This window comes from Vibrio breoganii, from assembly GCF_024346795.1.
Taxonomy (GTDB): Bacteria; Pseudomonadota; Gammaproteobacteria; order Enterobacterales; family Vibrionaceae; genus Vibrio; species Vibrio breoganii.
Genome location: NZ_AP024864.1, coordinates 1,541,874 through 1,558,012 on the forward strand (window position 1 = coordinate 1,541,874; position 16,139 = coordinate 1,558,012).

The 16,139-nt window shown below is 43.9% G+C and carries 15 protein-coding genes; 6 read left to right on the forward strand and 9 right to left on the reverse strand.

Annotation, left to right across the window (positions count from 1 at the left end):
• Positions 1–35: 35 nt before the first annotated feature.
• The gene (ydiJ, locus tag OCU35_RS07205) at positions 36–3,065 is read right to left on the reverse strand and encodes a D-2-hydroxyglutarate dehydrogenase YdiJ (protein WP_198589008.1); all 3,030 of its coding nucleotides are present in this window, start codon (positions 3,063–3,065) and stop codon (positions 36–38) included.
• Between the two features lie 192 nt (positions 3,066–3,257).
• Between ydiJ and OCU35_RS07210 the strand changes: the two genes are divergently transcribed.
• The 5 genes from OCU35_RS07210 (at position 3,258) to OCU35_RS07230 (ending at position 7,736) form a co-directional block, all read left to right on the forward strand.
• Positions 3,258–3,941: a DUF2786 domain-containing protein gene (locus tag OCU35_RS07210; protein ID WP_017030739.1), complete on the forward strand. Its 684-nt coding sequence runs from the start codon at positions 3,258–3,260 to the stop codon at positions 3,939–3,941.
• Positions 3,942–4,114: 173 nt separating this feature from the next.
• Positions 4,115–4,306 carry a hypothetical protein gene (locus OCU35_RS07215; RefSeq protein ID WP_017027543.1) on the forward strand — a complete coding sequence of 64 codons (192 nt, stop codon included), beginning with the start codon at positions 4,115–4,117 and terminating at the stop codon, positions 4,304–4,306.
• Positions 4,307–4,437: 131 nt separating this feature from the next.
• Positions 4,438–4,812, forward strand: coding sequence for a hypothetical protein (locus tag OCU35_RS07220; protein WP_065209796.1), 375 nt, complete (start codon positions 4,438–4,440; stop codon positions 4,810–4,812).
• Between the two features lie 139 nt (positions 4,813–4,951).
• Entirely contained in the window at positions 4,952–6,055 is a 1,104-nt protein-coding gene (locus OCU35_RS07225; protein ID WP_017030741.1) for a phosphoribosylaminoimidazolesuccinocarboxamide synthase, read from the forward strand.
• Positions 6,056–6,362: 307 nt separating this feature from the next.
• Positions 6,363–7,736 carry a YjiH family protein gene (locus OCU35_RS07230; RefSeq protein ID WP_261825080.1) on the forward strand — a complete coding sequence of 458 codons (1,374 nt, stop codon included), beginning with the start codon at positions 6,363–6,365 and terminating at the stop codon, positions 7,734–7,736.
• 152 nt (positions 7,737–7,888) lie between these two features.
• Here OCU35_RS07230 and OCU35_RS07235 read toward each other — a convergent pair whose 3' ends face one another.
• The 3 genes from OCU35_RS07235 to fabV all read right to left on the reverse strand — a co-directional run bounded on the left by OCU35_RS07235 (position 7,889) and on the right by fabV (position 10,561).
• A complete protein-coding gene (locus OCU35_RS07235) occupies positions 7,889–8,077 on the reverse strand; it encodes a DUF1059 domain-containing protein (protein WP_261825081.1) in 189 nt (62 codons plus the stop codon).
• A 168-nt stretch (positions 8,078–8,245) separates the two neighbouring features.
• On the reverse strand, positions 8,246–9,199 hold the full coding sequence (locus tag OCU35_RS07240; protein WP_102377029.1) for a carbon-nitrogen hydrolase family protein: 954 nt from the start codon (positions 9,197–9,199) through the stop codon (positions 8,246–8,248).
• A 159-nt stretch (positions 9,200–9,358) separates the two neighbouring features.
• Entirely contained in the window at positions 9,359–10,561 is a 1,203-nt protein-coding gene (fabV, locus tag OCU35_RS07245; protein ID WP_017030745.1) for an enoyl-ACP reductase FabV, read from the reverse strand.
• Between the two features lie 270 nt (positions 10,562–10,831).
• Here fabV and OCU35_RS07250 point away from each other — a divergent pair, with 270 nt between their 5' ends.
• The gene (locus tag OCU35_RS07250) at positions 10,832–11,344 is read left to right on the forward strand and encodes a glycine cleavage system protein R (RefSeq protein ID WP_017030746.1); all 513 of its coding nucleotides are present in this window, start codon (positions 10,832–10,834) and stop codon (positions 11,342–11,344) included.
• 90 nt (positions 11,345–11,434) lie between these two features.
• Here the strand turns inward: OCU35_RS07250 and OCU35_RS07255 are convergent, their stop codons facing one another.
• From OCU35_RS07255 to nspC, 5 genes are all read right to left on the reverse strand, one after another.
• Entirely contained in the window at positions 11,435–12,937 is a 1,503-nt protein-coding gene (locus OCU35_RS07255) for an arylsulfatase (RefSeq protein ID WP_261825082.1), read from the reverse strand.
• Positions 12,938–12,946: 9 nt separating this feature from the next.
• Entirely contained in the window at positions 12,947–13,333 is a 387-nt protein-coding gene (locus tag OCU35_RS07260; RefSeq protein ID WP_017030748.1) for a DUF4345 domain-containing protein, read from the reverse strand.
• A gap of 103 nt (positions 13,334–13,436) precedes the next feature.
• Complete coding sequence (locus OCU35_RS07265) at positions 13,437–13,835, reverse strand: helix-turn-helix domain-containing protein (protein ID WP_065599495.1); 399 nt, start codon at positions 13,833–13,835, stop codon at positions 13,437–13,439.
• 214 nt (positions 13,836–14,049) lie between these two features.
• Positions 14,050–14,853: a Cof-type HAD-IIB family hydrolase gene (locus tag OCU35_RS07270; protein WP_261825083.1), complete on the reverse strand. Its 804-nt coding sequence runs from the start codon at positions 14,851–14,853 to the stop codon at positions 14,050–14,052.
• A gap of 109 nt (positions 14,854–14,962) precedes the next feature.
• Positions 14,963–16,093, reverse strand: a complete 1,131-nt coding sequence (gene nspC / locus OCU35_RS07275) for a carboxynorspermidine decarboxylase (protein WP_102454811.1) — start codon at positions 16,091–16,093, stop codon at positions 14,963–14,965.
• Positions 16,094–16,139 lie beyond the last annotated feature (46 nt).

The following is a 16,139-nucleotide window of genomic DNA, read 5'->3' on the forward strand; positions in this document are numbered from 1 at the left end:
GAAAAAAGCGAGGTAAAACCCCGCTTTTCTATTATTTAAAGCACTTCTAACAGCGCTTGGAGTGGGTGCTTAACCACTGTACCTTCAAAGCGTTTCACCTGACTTCGGCACGAGTATCCCGTAACCAAACAGCGCTCTATAGGTAAGCGCTCGAAGCTTGGCTTCCAACTTAATCCATAGATGTCTTTTGACCATTGCAATTTATCGGCCTCATGGCCAAAGGTACCTGCCATACCACAACAGCCAACAGGCACAGCCGCAAGTGAAGCGCCGAAGTGATTGAAGATTGCTCCCCACTCTTTTTCCGCGTTGGGTAGCATGGTTTTCTCAGTACAGTGCGCTAGCAAGTACCAAGGTTCTTGATTGTTACTGTCGCGAGAAGGAAGCGTCTCCAACTGTGGAAGTAGCCATTCATGCACTGTATTTACGGAAAAATCAGGGCAATCTTTTTTCAGGGTTTCTCTGTATTCATCGCGATAGCAAAGCACCAACGCAGGATCTACTCCCACCATCGGCATTTTGAGCTTGGCAGCCTCAGCAAGGAATTGTGAGGTATTTTGCGCTGTATCAGTGAATTGCTTCAAGAAGCCTTTGATGTGCTGTGCCTTGCCATTGGGCTTAAACGGTAGCATTACTGGAATAAATCCAAGCTTCACCAACAAAGACACAAAATCATCCACCACTTGGGCATCGTAGTAGCTGGTAAACGGGTCTTGTACCACAATCACATGACGCTGTTTTTGCTCATCGCTTAAGCTTGAAAGCTTTTGATGATCGTATTTTTCAACGTGTTGGCTCTTCAGACGTTGCTTCAATGTCGGAGAAGACAGCAATGGCGCATCCACATAACCGACCGTTGAAGACACTAACGACTGAACCCAACCCGCATCAAGCACTGTATTCACAATCTTTGGCGACAGTGCCATTACCGGAAGCAAGGACTCAATATTAGCGACAAAGTAGTCCTTAAGAGGCCTTTGATAACGAGAGTGATACAAGTTGAGGAAGCGCGCCCTAAAGTTTGGCACATCGACTTTGATAGGACACTGAGTGGCACAGGCTTTACACGCTAAACAGCCTTGCATCGCCTCATACACTTCATGAGAGAAATCATAATGGTGTCGCTTATTAAAGCGGTTAGTCATTCGATCTAGCATGCTCTTTAAAGACAATGAGCCTTTCAGAGTTTTACTTTCTAGATCGAGTATATCAACGCCTTGTTCCGACAACTGGCGTAGCCATTCTCGAACGATACCCGCCCTACCCTTAGGCGAATGACGTCTGTCGGCAAGTACCTTCATTGATGGACACATTGGCGATGCAACATCGTAGTTAAAGCACAAGCCGTTACCATTACACTCCATTGCACCATTAAAGCTATCGCGGACGGTAACAGGGATCTGACGATCAAAATGCGCACGCTTGACGCCTTTCACTTTTACCAGTTCATCATCAGACTCTAGCGGGGTACAAATCTTGCCTGGGTTCATCTTGTTGAGTGGATCAAAGGATCCCTTAACACGGCGTAATTGCTCAAAAAGGTGTTCACCAAAGAATTCCGGGCCGTATTCTGAGCGGAAGCCTTTGCCGTGTTCACCCCACATCAATCCGCCATATTTGGCAACTAAGGCAACCACTTGATCGGAGATTTGATGCATTAACTCTTCTTGCTTTGGATCGCACATATCCAGTGCTGGCCTAACGTGAAGTACGCCAGCATCTACGTGACCAAACATGCCATAGCGCAGATTATGAGCGTCTAACAGTGCGCGAAACTCGACAATGAAATCCGCTAGATTTTCAGGGGGCACACAGGTATCTTCGGCAAAAGCAACCGGCTTAGCAGCGCCCTTTGTCGCCCCTAGCAAACCTACCGCTTTTTTGCGCATGCCATAGATCTTGTTGATACTGCCTAAGTCACGGCAGACTTGATAGCCAATTATTCCTGCTTCTTCGCTCTCTATCATCGAATCGAGCCTTGAACAAAGCGCACTGACTTGCTGGTCTATTTCGGCAACATCATTACCTGCATACTCAACAATATTAACGCCCAATAACTCTTGTCCAGGTACCTCGGTCAATAGGTCGCTCACCGTGTGCCAAACAATGTCTTGCTTTGCCAAGTTGAGAACAATTGAATCTATAGTCTCAACAGACAGTGCATTGGCTTCCACCATCATGGTTGCCGAGCGCAGCGCTGAATCAAAACTGTCGTACTTAACGTTCACCAATACGCGAGACTTAGGAATCGGCGTTAGATTAAGCTTAGCTCGAGTGATAAAACCGAGAGAACCCTCAGATCCACACAGCACTCGTTCTGGCAGAAACTCGTCATCTTGTAGCGAATTTTTTAAGTCGTAGCCCGTTAGAAAGCGGTTTAACGGTGGGAAGCGTTCTTCAATAGCAGCGCGATGCTCTCGACAGATCCTTTGGGTTTCATTTACAGCAGCTTCAGCGAAGGTGCTCTCTTTAACACTCTTCCATTGCTCGGTATCCAGTACTGAACCATCAGCCAAAACAGCGGTGAGCCCCAGTACATGATCGGAGGTTTTTCCGTAGCGTAATGAACCTTGTCCTGAGGCGTCGGTATTTATCATGCCACCAACGGTAGCGCGGTTGCTGGTAGAAAGTTCTGGAGAGAAGAAAAAGCCGTGCGGTCTAACAAGGTCGTTCAGCTTATCTTTGACCATGCCTGTTTCTACAATTACCCACCCTTCTTCTACATTGATTTCAATCAGTTGATTCAAATGCCTAGAAAGGTCTACCACAATATCTTCAGTTAAGGACTGACCGTTTGTACCCGTACCGCCGCCACGAGGAGAAAATCGAACAGTATGAAAGTCAGGCTCATTACCAAGCTGTGCTAGCAACTCGACATCATGCTGGGTTTTAGGGTGTACTACCGCTTGTGGCAGTTGTTGATAAACGCTGTTGTCAGTAGCAACAGCTAACCTGCTAGCATACTGAGTTTCGATATCACCCTGAAAGCCTTTTTGTTGCAGCTCAGATAGATAGCGTTCGACAATTGAATTGATAGAAGAGTCTTGGTTGAGTCTTGGTAACATATTGCTTCCTGCGATAATCACGCTCTACTCCATTGTGCTCGGCATGATCTTTAGTAATTCGTTCGATTTTCTAACACTTTACATGATTTATTCCTGCATAAAAACCACTTGAGACTATGGTCACAAATTGGGCTTTCAGAGTCGTTAAAAAAGGAGTAAAATGTGTCCCCCTTTTGGCAGTACCGAGAAAGCATGAACAAGCAAAAAGCGTTGAAAAAAATAGCAAAGTGTCTTGAGTTGGGAAATTCAGCCAATGTTAATGAGGCGGCTAATGCCATCAAGATGGCACACAACCTTATGCTCAAATACGGTCTTGAAAAAGACGATATTGAGTTCATCAAAATGGGTAAAACCCAATCCTCTCATCTGCTTCCTGCAAACGTAGGCAGTAATATTCTACGAATCATACGTGGGATTAATACCAGATTTGGTGTTGAAGCTGTGCTACTTAACCACAAAGGTCTAAAACGAGTAGAGTTCATCGGCGAGGCTGATCGCGCTATATTCGCGGCATTTGCATTCGATGTCGTTTATCGAGAGATGAATGAACATACGGGTAAATTCAGAAACAGCTTTGCAGGTTCTGGCACTCCTGCTTCTGAGGTGACCAAGCGCGTAAACTCATTTTTATCCGGTTGGATAGAAGGCGCTCTAGAAAAACTGCCTCTTATCGCTCCCGATGACGAATCAGATAAAAAGATTAAAAACTATATCGATAAAGAATTTAAGAATATCGATCGTGAAACCTTTAAAAAGCAACTTCAAGAAGCAATGAAGAATCTCACTGCTGACTACGAAGTGGGACTAAAGAAAGGTAGAACCCTGTCGGTAAGTCGTCCGGTAGAAGGGGCGCAAGCAAAAAAATTGCTTAAATAGACGCTCAATAACAACTAAATGTTACGAAATTAAACAAATATTTAACATTTATGCTTTCGTAGTGTAATATTAGGTACCTAACCTTGTAGCGAGGATCGAAATAACGATGCTAGCTTGTCTCGAAATTAAACAAGGTAGTATCACATGCAAATACTTATGGAGTAATTAACGGTATGCAAAAAACCTTCTCACATTGCGATTGGTGTAAAAAATTAGCCTTTGTCGAAAAACTGACTTACATGGACGGCTTCGTCAACTCTAGCTGTGGCTCCTGTAAGCAAACCGCGCTAATCGATGTGAAACGCTACAATCATGAAGAACGAGTCACTCCGCAAAAAGAATCTCTAAGCGGACACAGAGCTTAAGCTCCTCAAGCAAGATCAACGACCCAGCCTAGCGCTGGGTTTTTTTATGCACAAATTTTAATTGTTGAGCTTGATCTTTAACCGAATCAGTATTACTGTTTATTCATACAGTATGTATGGAGATACAGTAAATGCACTTTCAAAACCTGAATAACAGCAATACTTTAAGTCTTACACCTAGCGCTTATCAGCCTTGTAACCTCGAGCGATTGGCTAAAGCATCCTCTGCCCGTAAGTGGATTCTGTTTACAGCGCAGACCCATTTGCCTGAACTTAAAGACCTTCAAACATACAGTGTAGATTGCGAAAAAATTATTCAGTTAAAGCCTTCGAACAAAAGCAACGAGATGGAAGTTGTCATCAAAGCCATCACCTCAGGTAACGCGAGTGCCGTCGTTGCTAGTGGTAACATTGACGCTGTCGCTCAGAAACAATTACAGCAATTAGGTAAAGATCATGATTGTGATGTGTTTTTCTCAACGTCAAATACTCAATACCTTCACTAAGTTAACAATAATTTAAGATACCAAAGGGGAAATCTCCCCTTTGCAAATACCTTAGGCGCAATCGTTTGCTTTTCTATTGGAATAGTGAAAATGATCTGTGTATTATTCGCATCAGTATTTGCCCTATTAGGTATAAATTATGAATCTTGCTGACCAAGTATTAGACGTTAACGATGACCTGCCTATCCGCACGGACAAGCCTGTTCACAGTGGTAAGGTGCGTTCTGTATATTGGCTAACTGATGAAGATAGCCGTCGCTTAATCAAAGAAAAAAACTATGATGTGTCTGATGATGCACCTTTGGCTATCATGGTTATTAGCGATCGTATCTCAGCATTTGATTGTATTTGGCATGGTGAAGAGAACCTAAAAGGTGTTCCTGGTAAGGGCGCAGCTTTGAACGCAATTTCAAATCACTGGTTCAAGCTGTTTAAAGACAATGGCCTAGCAGATAGCCACATTCTCGATATCCCCCACCCCCTAGTTTGGATTGTACAAAAAGCTAAACCGGTGATGGTTGAAGCCATTTGCAGAAAATACATCACAGGCTCTATGTGGCGTGCTTATGAGAAAGGCGAACGTAATTTCTGTGGTATTGATTTACCTGAAAGCCTAATTAAAGATGGCTTGTTACAAGACCTACTGATTACTCCATCGACTAAAGGCATTTTAAAGGGCATACCTAATGTTCCTGAAGTTGATGACGTCAATATCACACGCCAAGATCTGCTGGACAACTATGCCTCGTTCAACTTCCTAGCTAAAGAAGATGTCGATCAATACGAAGTGCTACTCAAAGAAGGCTTCAACGTTATCGACAACGAACTTGCCAAGATTGGACAGATCTTTGTCGACACCAAATTTGAGTTTGGTTACGTAACGGATAGCAAAGGAAATGAAAAGCTTATCTACATGGATGAAGTAGGTACGCCTGATTCTTCTCGTATTTGGGATGAGCAAGCTTATAAGAATGGTGAAGTTGTGGAAAACTCTAAAGAAGGTTTCCGTCAGTTTTTGCTTAACCACTTCCCAGATCCAGATATCCTCTTAAACAAAGACCGCATGAACGAGCGTGAAGCATTGGCAAACGATAATGAACTGCCACTTTCAGCGATGATGGATCTATCAAAAACGTATACCAATATTGCCGAAAAGATCACAGGCAATGCCATCAAACTAAGCTCCAATCCAAAGTCTGAGATTGTTGAAATCTTAAGCAAAGAATATGGCTTGATTGATTAGAAGTTGCATTTTTATGGCTTTGTCATAAACAATAAACAGAGACCCTCAGTAATTAGATACTAATTATTGAGGGTCTTTTTATTTACCATTAGAACACCAAAACCAACCCATCAAACAAACATAACCAAAACCAAGCCGAAACACTCCAGTAACACCACAGACACAACCAACATCTAGTGACTTTAAATTCAGTTAAAATGCATATTTATATAAATAATTTCTTGCGCACTTAACCTTACTGTGTAGAATCGCAACCAACGTTTTAAGATTCACATTAAGTGAATAAATAGTCATCATGAGGTTGTAGATGAGCGATATTTTAGTAGCGAACAATACGGTTAATAACAAAAGAAACGTATTGATGTTTGCTATCCCTTCCCTATTGGGTTTGTTTTTCTTTTTGGCACCGCTGAACGTAGCGGATAGCTTCACTTTCCCGTTGGCATTGATGGCGAAAGGTGTGAAGAGTGTACTTGGAGATGCCATTTTACCTACTGTTACCGCAGTAATTTGCTTCTCCGCTTTTGCCACTTTAGTTGCGAACGTCCTTAAGCCTAACTTTATTGTCCAATCAACTCTGCTCAGCCGCCTTTTTGTTCTTTCTCCGTCTTGGGTTGCAGTAAGAGTGCTAGGCGCTTTGTTCACGCTAGCTGCACTGCATCAAGTTGGTCCTGAGTTAATATGGAATGGTAATACTGGTGGATTGGTATTGCATGATCTCCTGCCCTCATTATTTGTTACCTTCTTTTTTGCAGGCTTGCTACTACCGCTATTGTTAAACTTTGGTTTACTTGAACTTCTTGGCACTCTACTAAGTAAAGTCATGCGCCCGGTGTTCCGTCTTCCTGGTAGAGCGGCTATCGACTGCATTTCTTCTTGGCTTGGTGACGGCACCGTGGGCGTTCTTCTTACGAGCAAACAGTATGAGCAGAAAAAATACACTACTCGTGAAGCTGCCGTTGTCGCAACTATGTTCTCACCTGTTGGTATCTCTTTCTCACTGGTTGTGCTGACACAAGTAGGCTTGGAAAATTACTTTGTGCCTTTTTATGCCACTATCTGTTTGTCAGGTGTGGTAGCGGCAATGATTATTCAGTTCTTGCCACCACTGAGCTACAAAAAAGATACCTATATTGATGGCACTGAGCCAAACAGCAATGATGAACTAATCCCTGAAGGACAATCTGCGGTTAAGTTTGGTTACCAACTCGCTCTTGAAAGAGCGAGTAAAGTGAAGAGCTTATCGTCAGTGGCAAAAGAGGGATTACACAGCGCACTGGATATGATGTTTGGCGTTTTACCTGTGGTTATGGCTGTCGGTACTGTAGGTTTGATCATTGCAGAAGCCACTCCGATATTCACTTGGTTGGGTGCTCCTTTTGTACCAGTATTGGAAATGCTAAACCTTCCTGAAGCAACAGCCGCTGCGGAAACGGTTCTAGTGGGTTTCACCGATATGTATGTCCCTTCGATTATTGCGGCTTCTAGCATTGACAGCGACCTTACAAAGTTTGTCATTGCTGCGCTATCTATCACACAGTTAATTTTCATGTCAGAAACCGGCTCTGTGATTCTATCAAGTAAGATTCCGGTAAATGTATTCGAACTAATGGCCATTTTTGTGTTGAGAACACTAATCACACTACCGATTATTGCCTTGTGCGGGCACCTTATTTTCTAAGTTATTACTTATAATAGACCCCATAATACAGAGAATTGCGGGGTCTATTCTCTCCAGCATCATACACTGTCGCCTGTACAGGGGCTTTGTTGACTTTGCTAATTCACAAAAAAGCCGTCTCACTGAGACGGCAAAACTAAACTTCAGAATTTTTACACTGGAGGTGTGCCTTCTTTAAATTCTTTCACTATCTGCTCACGAAACTCTGGGGTGTCTTCATATCCATGCACTTTACTACCGTGCTCAACCACCGCTAACAGTAACTCTTCTTTGTAGTCTGCGGCTAAAGCTACAGAACAGTTTATTTCTCCAGGGTAATCTCGACAATCGATACTAGACATAGTCAATTTCCTAAGTCGAAGAGATTTATACGACAAGGCAAGGTACCCAAATCTATCTTGCGCTTCTTAAATCGTCTGCAATAACACAAATACGCGGTCTATTGAGAAGTCCTTTCTTAACCTTTATTCTGCTTCTAAGAAACGTATTCTTATCCAAGTAATTATAGTCTATTCAAAGTCCCCATCATCCCAAAAGGTTACAGGAGCCATAGAACGCCTATCAACTTCAAAGTGGAATATATCCGGTCTGTTATAATGACCTGAAACATCAAGAGTTTTTCGTGACTTCGCTGACTCTTCTGTTTCAATTTCGGCATACAATAACTCTTGCTCTTCATGCAAAGGGCCTGCTACTACTCCACCGAAAGGTTTAACAACAACTGCATCTCCAGGATTAATCCACTCTTCTTTACTGAACAGCTCACTACCACTAGGGAAATTCTCAGGTATATCTCGGCCATGAAGCGCTGTCGCGGTTGCCAATACCCAACACCCCCCTTCTCGAGCTATATGATTCATTGACGCTAACCAAGTCTCGCCACTATCCCATGTTGGCGCCACATAAATGTCGATGTTTTGAGCGTACAGTGCGTATCTCGCCATAGGCATATAATTCTCCCAACAAATAAGAGTGCCTACTCGACCCACTGCTGTTTCAACAACATGCAATCCGGACGCATCACCCATACCCCAAATCATTCTTTCCGGATTGGTCGGCATGAGTTTTCTGTGACGATTCACTATAGTGCCATCAGCATCAATAACCGCGACGGAATTATATAAGGTACTACCACTATGTTCGGAATCAAGTTCAGTGAACCCTATAACAATGACCATATTGTGCGCTTTCGCAGCACCACAAATCTTATTCAATCCTCCATGATGCAAATCAACGGCATTACTGCGCAATCTGCTGTGAATTTCATTTCCCAACGCCATGTCTCCACCTGGTTTTAACCGCCATATCCACGTCGGATAACCGGGTAAAAAGGTTTCGGGAAAAACCAATAACTGGGTGCCCTTCTCGGCAGCCTCTTCAATAATGTTTAAAGCAACCTCAATACTATTTTCCAATTCCAACAGTACTGGTGGCTTTTGCGATATCGCTACTTTGACTTTCATACTCTGCACCTGCTTTGTATCAGCCCACCACAAGGATAGCTCATAAAATAACCAGCAAATTGGTGCTTCGTTAGAATTAAAACGAGTTGGCTAGACACAAAAAAAGCCCCAGTCGTTCAAAGAACAACTGGGGCTTCACTGTATTTTAGGTACCGCTAATTAGATATCGATAACGTCAAAGTCTACTAGCGTATCAACGTCAGCTTCATAATCCACGCCTTCAACACCAAAACCAAACAAGCTCAAAAACTCGTCTTTATACTCTTGGTAATCAGTCAACTCTCTGATGTTCTCAGAGGTAATTTGAGGCCATAGATCACGACAGTGCTGCTGGATGTCTTCACGAAGTTCCCAATCATCTAGACGTAGACGATTGCTCTCATCGACTTCAGCGGCAGTGCCATCTGCTTTGTACAAGCGTTGGCTAAACATGCGGTAGATCTGCTGCATACAACCTTCGTGTACACCTTCTTCACGCATCTTCTTAAATACCATTGCAATGTACAGAGGCATCACTGGAATAGCCGAGCTTGCTTGCGTCACAACAGACTTAAGTACTGCAACGTTTGCTGTACCGCCAGTAGCAGATAGCTTTTCGTTCAATGCTGTTGAAGCACGATCTAGGTCCATCTTAGCGCGGCCTAGAGCACCGTCCCAATAGATTGGCCATGTCAGCTCAGTACCGATGTAGCTGTACGCCACAGTCTTACAACCGTCAGCTAATACACCCGCTTCAGAAAGAGCATTGATCCACAATTCCCAATCTTCACCACCCATTACAGTAACGGTATCTGCAATTTCTTCTTCGGTCGCAGGCTCAATGCTTGCTTCGATGATTTGGTCTTTGTTGGTGTCGACCGCAGTAGAGGTGTAAGTGTCGCCGATTGGCTTAAGAGATGAACGGATCAACTCGCCAGTTTCTGGCAACTTACGCACTGGAGAAGCCAGTGAGTACACCACCATATCAATCTGACCAAGGTCTTCCTTGATAAGGTCGATCGTTTTTTGTTTTGCTTCGTTTGAGAACGCATCACCATTTAAGCTTTTTGCGTACAAGCCTTCTTCATGAGCTAGCTTGTCGAAAGCCGCAGCGTTGTAGTAGCCCGCTGTGCCTGGTTTCTTTTCTGTTGCCGGCTTCTCGAAGAATACACCGATTGTCGCAGCACCACCGCCGAAAGCAGCAGCAATACGAGAAGATAGACCATAGCCACTTGAAGAACCCACTACTAGAACACGTTTAGGTGCGTTCGCAATTGGGCCTTGCGCTTTAGTGTAAGCGATTTGTTCTTTTACATTAGCTTCACAGCCCACTGGGTGTGTTGTGGTACAAATAAATCCACGAATTCGAGGTTTTATAATCATATTCACTTCCTTAAATAAACTTGCGTAGCATAAAAGGTTCTCCACAAAATCTCACCCTATTTATAGAAGATCTGCCCTTAATAGCCAGTGGTTGGAGCACTTATAAGCAAATTAGACACATCTGAGATCTAAGTTCTCACATTAAAATCAATGTGTTGAGTGAATTCTTGACCAATATCATGCAAGCCTTGGTAATGTTTTCTAAACTAGAGATATCAATTATTTAGTTTTGAATTTCATAGACTTATCAAAACTGTGGGGGGAACCACCATGCATACTACATTTATCGTGAACTTCATCGGCACTGCATCGCCATCGACGATTAAGCGCCTCTCCGCAATCACCCACGAAAACGGCGGCAAGTGGCTGATCAGTAAGGTTAACTTCATCGACCAACAAGTTGCTGGGGTGATCAAGGTTGATTTACCAGCGAACAACGCAGAAACCGTTAAGAGCGCGTTCAGTAGCACAGAGAATATTGTCTGTCAGTTCACTGATGCTGATGCCTCTTTGCACGACAAAGAGGAGATATTTAGCCTCAGAGTCGACTCTACCGATCGAGCTGGTATCGTCAATGAAATAACCCAAGTCCTTGATGGTCAAGGTATCAGTATCTTAGATATGGACTGTCATCGTGTGTTTATCGCCGGTGGTGGCGGTGTAAGTTCCAGCCTGTTCACAGCTGAATTGGCGTTGAAGTTGCCAGCAGAACTTAATGTTGATGATGTAACACGAGAACTAGAATCACTTAGCGAAGACACTCGAGTTGTTGTCGAGGCTTGAAAGGCAACCCTAGCTTATTAGAACATTAGTTTAGCTAGATAAAACGAAAAAGCTCGCTTATGAAAGCGAGCTTTTATAGTTTTAACGGCGTTAGTTACCAACTCCACCGTTTCTCTGCGCTGGTGATTCTGGTGTTAAGGCTGGCCATTCTTTAAATGTCGCTTTGTGCTGCGCAACCGCGGCTTGCACTGGTCCAAAGGCCCACATTTTTTCTCCCATCCACTTCAGATACATTCCAGATTCTTCTGCTGCTCTTTCGTAAGGGTCGCGTCTTAAGTTAAATAACAAAGGTGCGTTCAACTCTTCTTTAGGACCGCTCCATCCCTCATTTTGCACGACAAAGTGTGCCTTCCAATCTTGGTAACGTACCGCTTGTAGATTGTCTCGCTCGTAGTAGATGATCTCCTTACGACTTGATTCACCATCTTTGGTCAACATTTCTATTTGATTGTAACCATCAAGGTGCGCCTTAAAGCCTTCATGCCCCGTTAGCATCTTCTCTTTCAGATCTTGCGGGCCACCAGCAGCGGCAACAAAGGTTGGCAACCAATCCATGCCATCAAATATGCCGTTATTCACGGTTCCTGCCGGGATCTTACCAGGCCAACTGACCAGTGCTGGCGCGCGAACGCCCCCTTCCCAAGTCGTACCCTTCTCACTCTTAAATGGCGTCATACCACCATCAGGCCAAGTCATGATCTCAGGGCCGTTATCCGCGGTGAACATCACAATGGTATTGTCCGCTACTCCTAACTCTTCAAGCTTAGCGAGCATCTCTCCCACATGATCATCCAAGTCCTTCATGACTACTTCTTGCAATCCCCAACCATTTTGCCCAAGCATGGCTTCATACTTAGGTGAAAGATGAGTCCACACATGTCCCCTTGACGGGCAGTACCAAGTAAAGAATGGCTTGTCGGCTTCCACTGCTCGCTCAATGAAGTTAATAGCATGCTTGTTTACTTCATCATCTAAGGTTCGCATTCGTTCAATCGTCAACGGCCCATCATCTTTGATAGTTTGATTACCCTTACCATCTGATGTTGCGTGAATAACGTTACGTGGGGCAAACTTTTGAAAAGCCGGATCTTTAGGCCAATCCGGATCTTCAGTGTATTCCATGGCATTGAGGTGATATAGCCAGCCCCAGTATTCATCAAAACCGTGCATCGTTGGCAAAAACTCGTCTCTATCACCTAAGTGATTTTTACCAAATTGACCTGTTGCATACCCCATGGTTTTCAAAATTTCAGGCAGTGTTGGAGTATCTTGATGCAGTCCTACTGGTCCGCCAGGAAGCCCAACAGAGTGCATCCCAGTTCTGACCGGAAATTGCCCTGTCAAAAAGGCGGAGCGTCCTGCCGTACAAGAGGGCTGAGCGTAGTAGTCAGTGAGCAACATCCCCTTTTCAGCAATACTATCAATATTGGGGGTGTCACTACTCATCACGCCATTGTGATAAGCACTTAGATTTGAGATGCCAATATCGTCGGTAAAAATAACAAAGATATTGGGCTTGTCTTGGGCAGCATAGACCGCTGAAGACAGCGACCCGAGCAGAAGATAAGACAAACAGCGAAGCGTCCTTTTCATAGTGATTCCTTATGCTTTGTTTTCACTTTTCTTGATCATTGCGATACCCACAACGCCAAAACCAACTTCCAAGATCAAATACACCACCAATAGCCAATGAGGTGTCCCATCAACAATTAAACTGAGTAGACGACCCGAGGCCAACCCAAGCATGAAAACCGTCAGGCTATACAATGCGGGTAAGCGAACCTTTTCATACAGCGCCCCTATAATCCAAAATGACAGCAGGGCTAAGTAAAGCCCCATCACTGCTCGGAAAATATGACGAACGTTGACCGGTTCAGCATCAATGCTGAACAGGAAAGAGAGAGATTGTGTTGGCATTAAGCCATAGGAAAGCGCGATTGGTAGCAGGCCTGCCGAGGCAACTAATAAGAAAATAGATTGAGCCTTCATTTCCCCTCACTTCTTTAGCTAAGTCGTATTCATAGCCTAGGAGAGAATGACTCTTTTTCCAGAATTTTATGATTAAGGCTTTGTTTTTTTTGAATTAGTACCTCTAGGCCTCTTCCAGTAAGAACGACTGCTGCACAGCCATATCTCGCCCCGTATACATCTCTTGCTCGCGCTTTTGTATTTCAAGATACTGCCTTCGATATTGGGTCGGCGTTAGGCTGGTCTTCTTCTTAAATATGCGACAAAAATAGGTGTCATCAACAAAGCCAGAGTCATACGCTACTCCCGCAATCTTGCAATGACCAGGTTTTGCCAAGAGCTTTTTGGCGTGCTCAATGCGCTTGAAGGTTAGGTAGTCTTGATAGGACATGTCCATATGGTTTCTAAATAGCTTTGGTAGATAGAACACTGAACAGCCACAGTAGTTCGCCACTTCATCAGCGGTAATGCGTTGTGTGTAGTGTTCGTTCACGTACTCTAAAGCTCTGGTGATTTTACTCATTGTTTATAAACACTTAGTTATTCCCTCTTATGTATAAATCCACCGTAGCGAAATTAAACGGGCATAACTATGTTGTTTCGAGATCCGCGTTTGCATATGACATACAAACAGAAATAAACGTAATTCCTGATCACGGTTTTCAGATGCTATCAGATCAAAAAAGAGCAGATAAACTGCTCTTTATAAAAGAATTGATGACTCAGCAAAGATAAAACTAGGCTCTTAACACTTTTTCTTTAATGGTTGTCAGCACACCGGCTTCTACATTACTTGGCGCGCAGAAGCGTGCAACTTCTTTGATTTTAGGGTGTGCATTGGCCATCGCATAAGAGTGATAGCTTTCTTTGAGCATTTCTAGATCATTCAGATAATCGCCAAAACTCATCGTTTCTTCAAATGTGAAGCCCAAAGTATTTTGCAGGTGTTTAATCGCCGCGCCTTTGGAGGCATGCTTGTTCATGACATCTAACCAAATCTTCGCGCTGACTACGACTTGATGTGACTCACCAAACTGCGCACTAAAGCTGGGATAGATAAGCTCTTCAGAGCCATTAAAATTAAGGATCGCAACCTTAATAAACTCATCATCGACCGCCAAAAGGTCACTGACATACTGGCAACGATGATAGTATTTTTTGATTTCATCTAAAGCGCGCTGATCTTCAGTTTCAATATAGGCCGACTGTTTACCACACAGCACCACATAGGTGCCGTCAATTTGTCGTGCAGATTTGATAATCTCTTTTACGCTTGGCGTGTCGATCTCACAACTATACAACTCTTGCCCCAAATGCATCACCATAGTGCCGTTCTCAGCGATGAACATCATACGGTCTTTTACCGAGGCAAACATATCAATCAAGCTGTAATACTGACGACCAGATGCGGCCGCAAAAGTGATCCCTTTGTCGTAGAGCTTTTCAAATATGTCGAAGAATTCAGGATTGAGCTGACTATGTTCATCAAGGAGTGTGCCATCCATATCGGCGGCGATGAATTTGATTTGTGATTGAGGCATGACGAGATTGACCAGAAACCGTAAAACGAAGACTACAAAATACCTAAGTTCACTGGTAAATGAAATAAAAAAAGAGCAGGTTCACTGCTCTTCTTTCATTATATTTAAATTACACTGACCACTGTGATAGCGAGCGTTTAAAGTCTGAATAATCAAACTCATTAAGCTTCACTATTTCACCACTTGCACGCTGACAATAGATTGACGGCATCTTGATACCGTTAAACCAATTAAGCTTCACCATGGTGTAGCCTGCGCTATCCAAAATATGCAGGCGCTGGCCTATCTTAAGAGGCTGCGAGAATTGCGTTTCACAGAACTGATCACCCGCTAGGCAAGAACATGAGCCGATAACGTAATGGTGCTCCGCGCCTTCCGTCGCCTCAAGGATAGATGCAGGTTCATCATAGATGAGCGTATCCAAGCGATGCGCTTCAGTTGCCGAGTCAACAATCGCTGTTTTTTTCTCGTTTTCAACAATGTCGACAACCGTCACCACAAGATCGGCAGTCTTGGTAATGATCGCCTCACCCGGTTCTAAATACAATTGAACGCCGTGCTTGTCAGAAAATGCCTTTAGGGCTGACGCTAGTTTCTCAAGCTCATAGCCTGGCCAAGTGAAAAATACCCCACCGCCAAGACTCACCCACTCCATCTTATCTAGGTAGTGGCCAAACTGAGTAGAAATCGCGTCTAGTAACGCAATGAATGAATCGGCGCTTTTGTTCTCACAGTTCATGTGGAACATCACACCCTGCAAGGTTTCAAACACAGCAGGATCAATCTGGTCTGCCTGTACACCCAAACGTGAATATTGGCGCGCAGGGTTTGCAAGATCTTGCCCTGCAACACTCACTCCAGGGTTTAATCTCAGACCCAGAGAGGCTTTGCCCTCAACCAAGTGGCGATAGTGAGCCAGCTGGCTTTGAGAGTTAAAGATCAGCTTGTCTGCAATATCAGCGACTTCAATAACGTCTTGCTCTGTGTAACCCACACTGTAAGCATGAGTCTCACCGCCAAAGGTCTCGTAACCTAGCTTCACCTCGTAAGGACCACTGCTTGTGGTGCCGTCAAGGTAAGGCTTAATAATGTCGAACACTCCCCATGTCGAGAAGCATTTAAGCGCTAAAACCAATTTCACGCCCGATAGCTCTTTAAGCTTCTTTGCCGTCTCAAGGTTTTGAATAAGCTTTGCTTCATCAATCATGAAGTAAGGTGTTTGCAACTGAGAATGGTTCATAAAATCGTAGTCTCTTAACGAACAAAGCCGGCATCACTACCGGCTT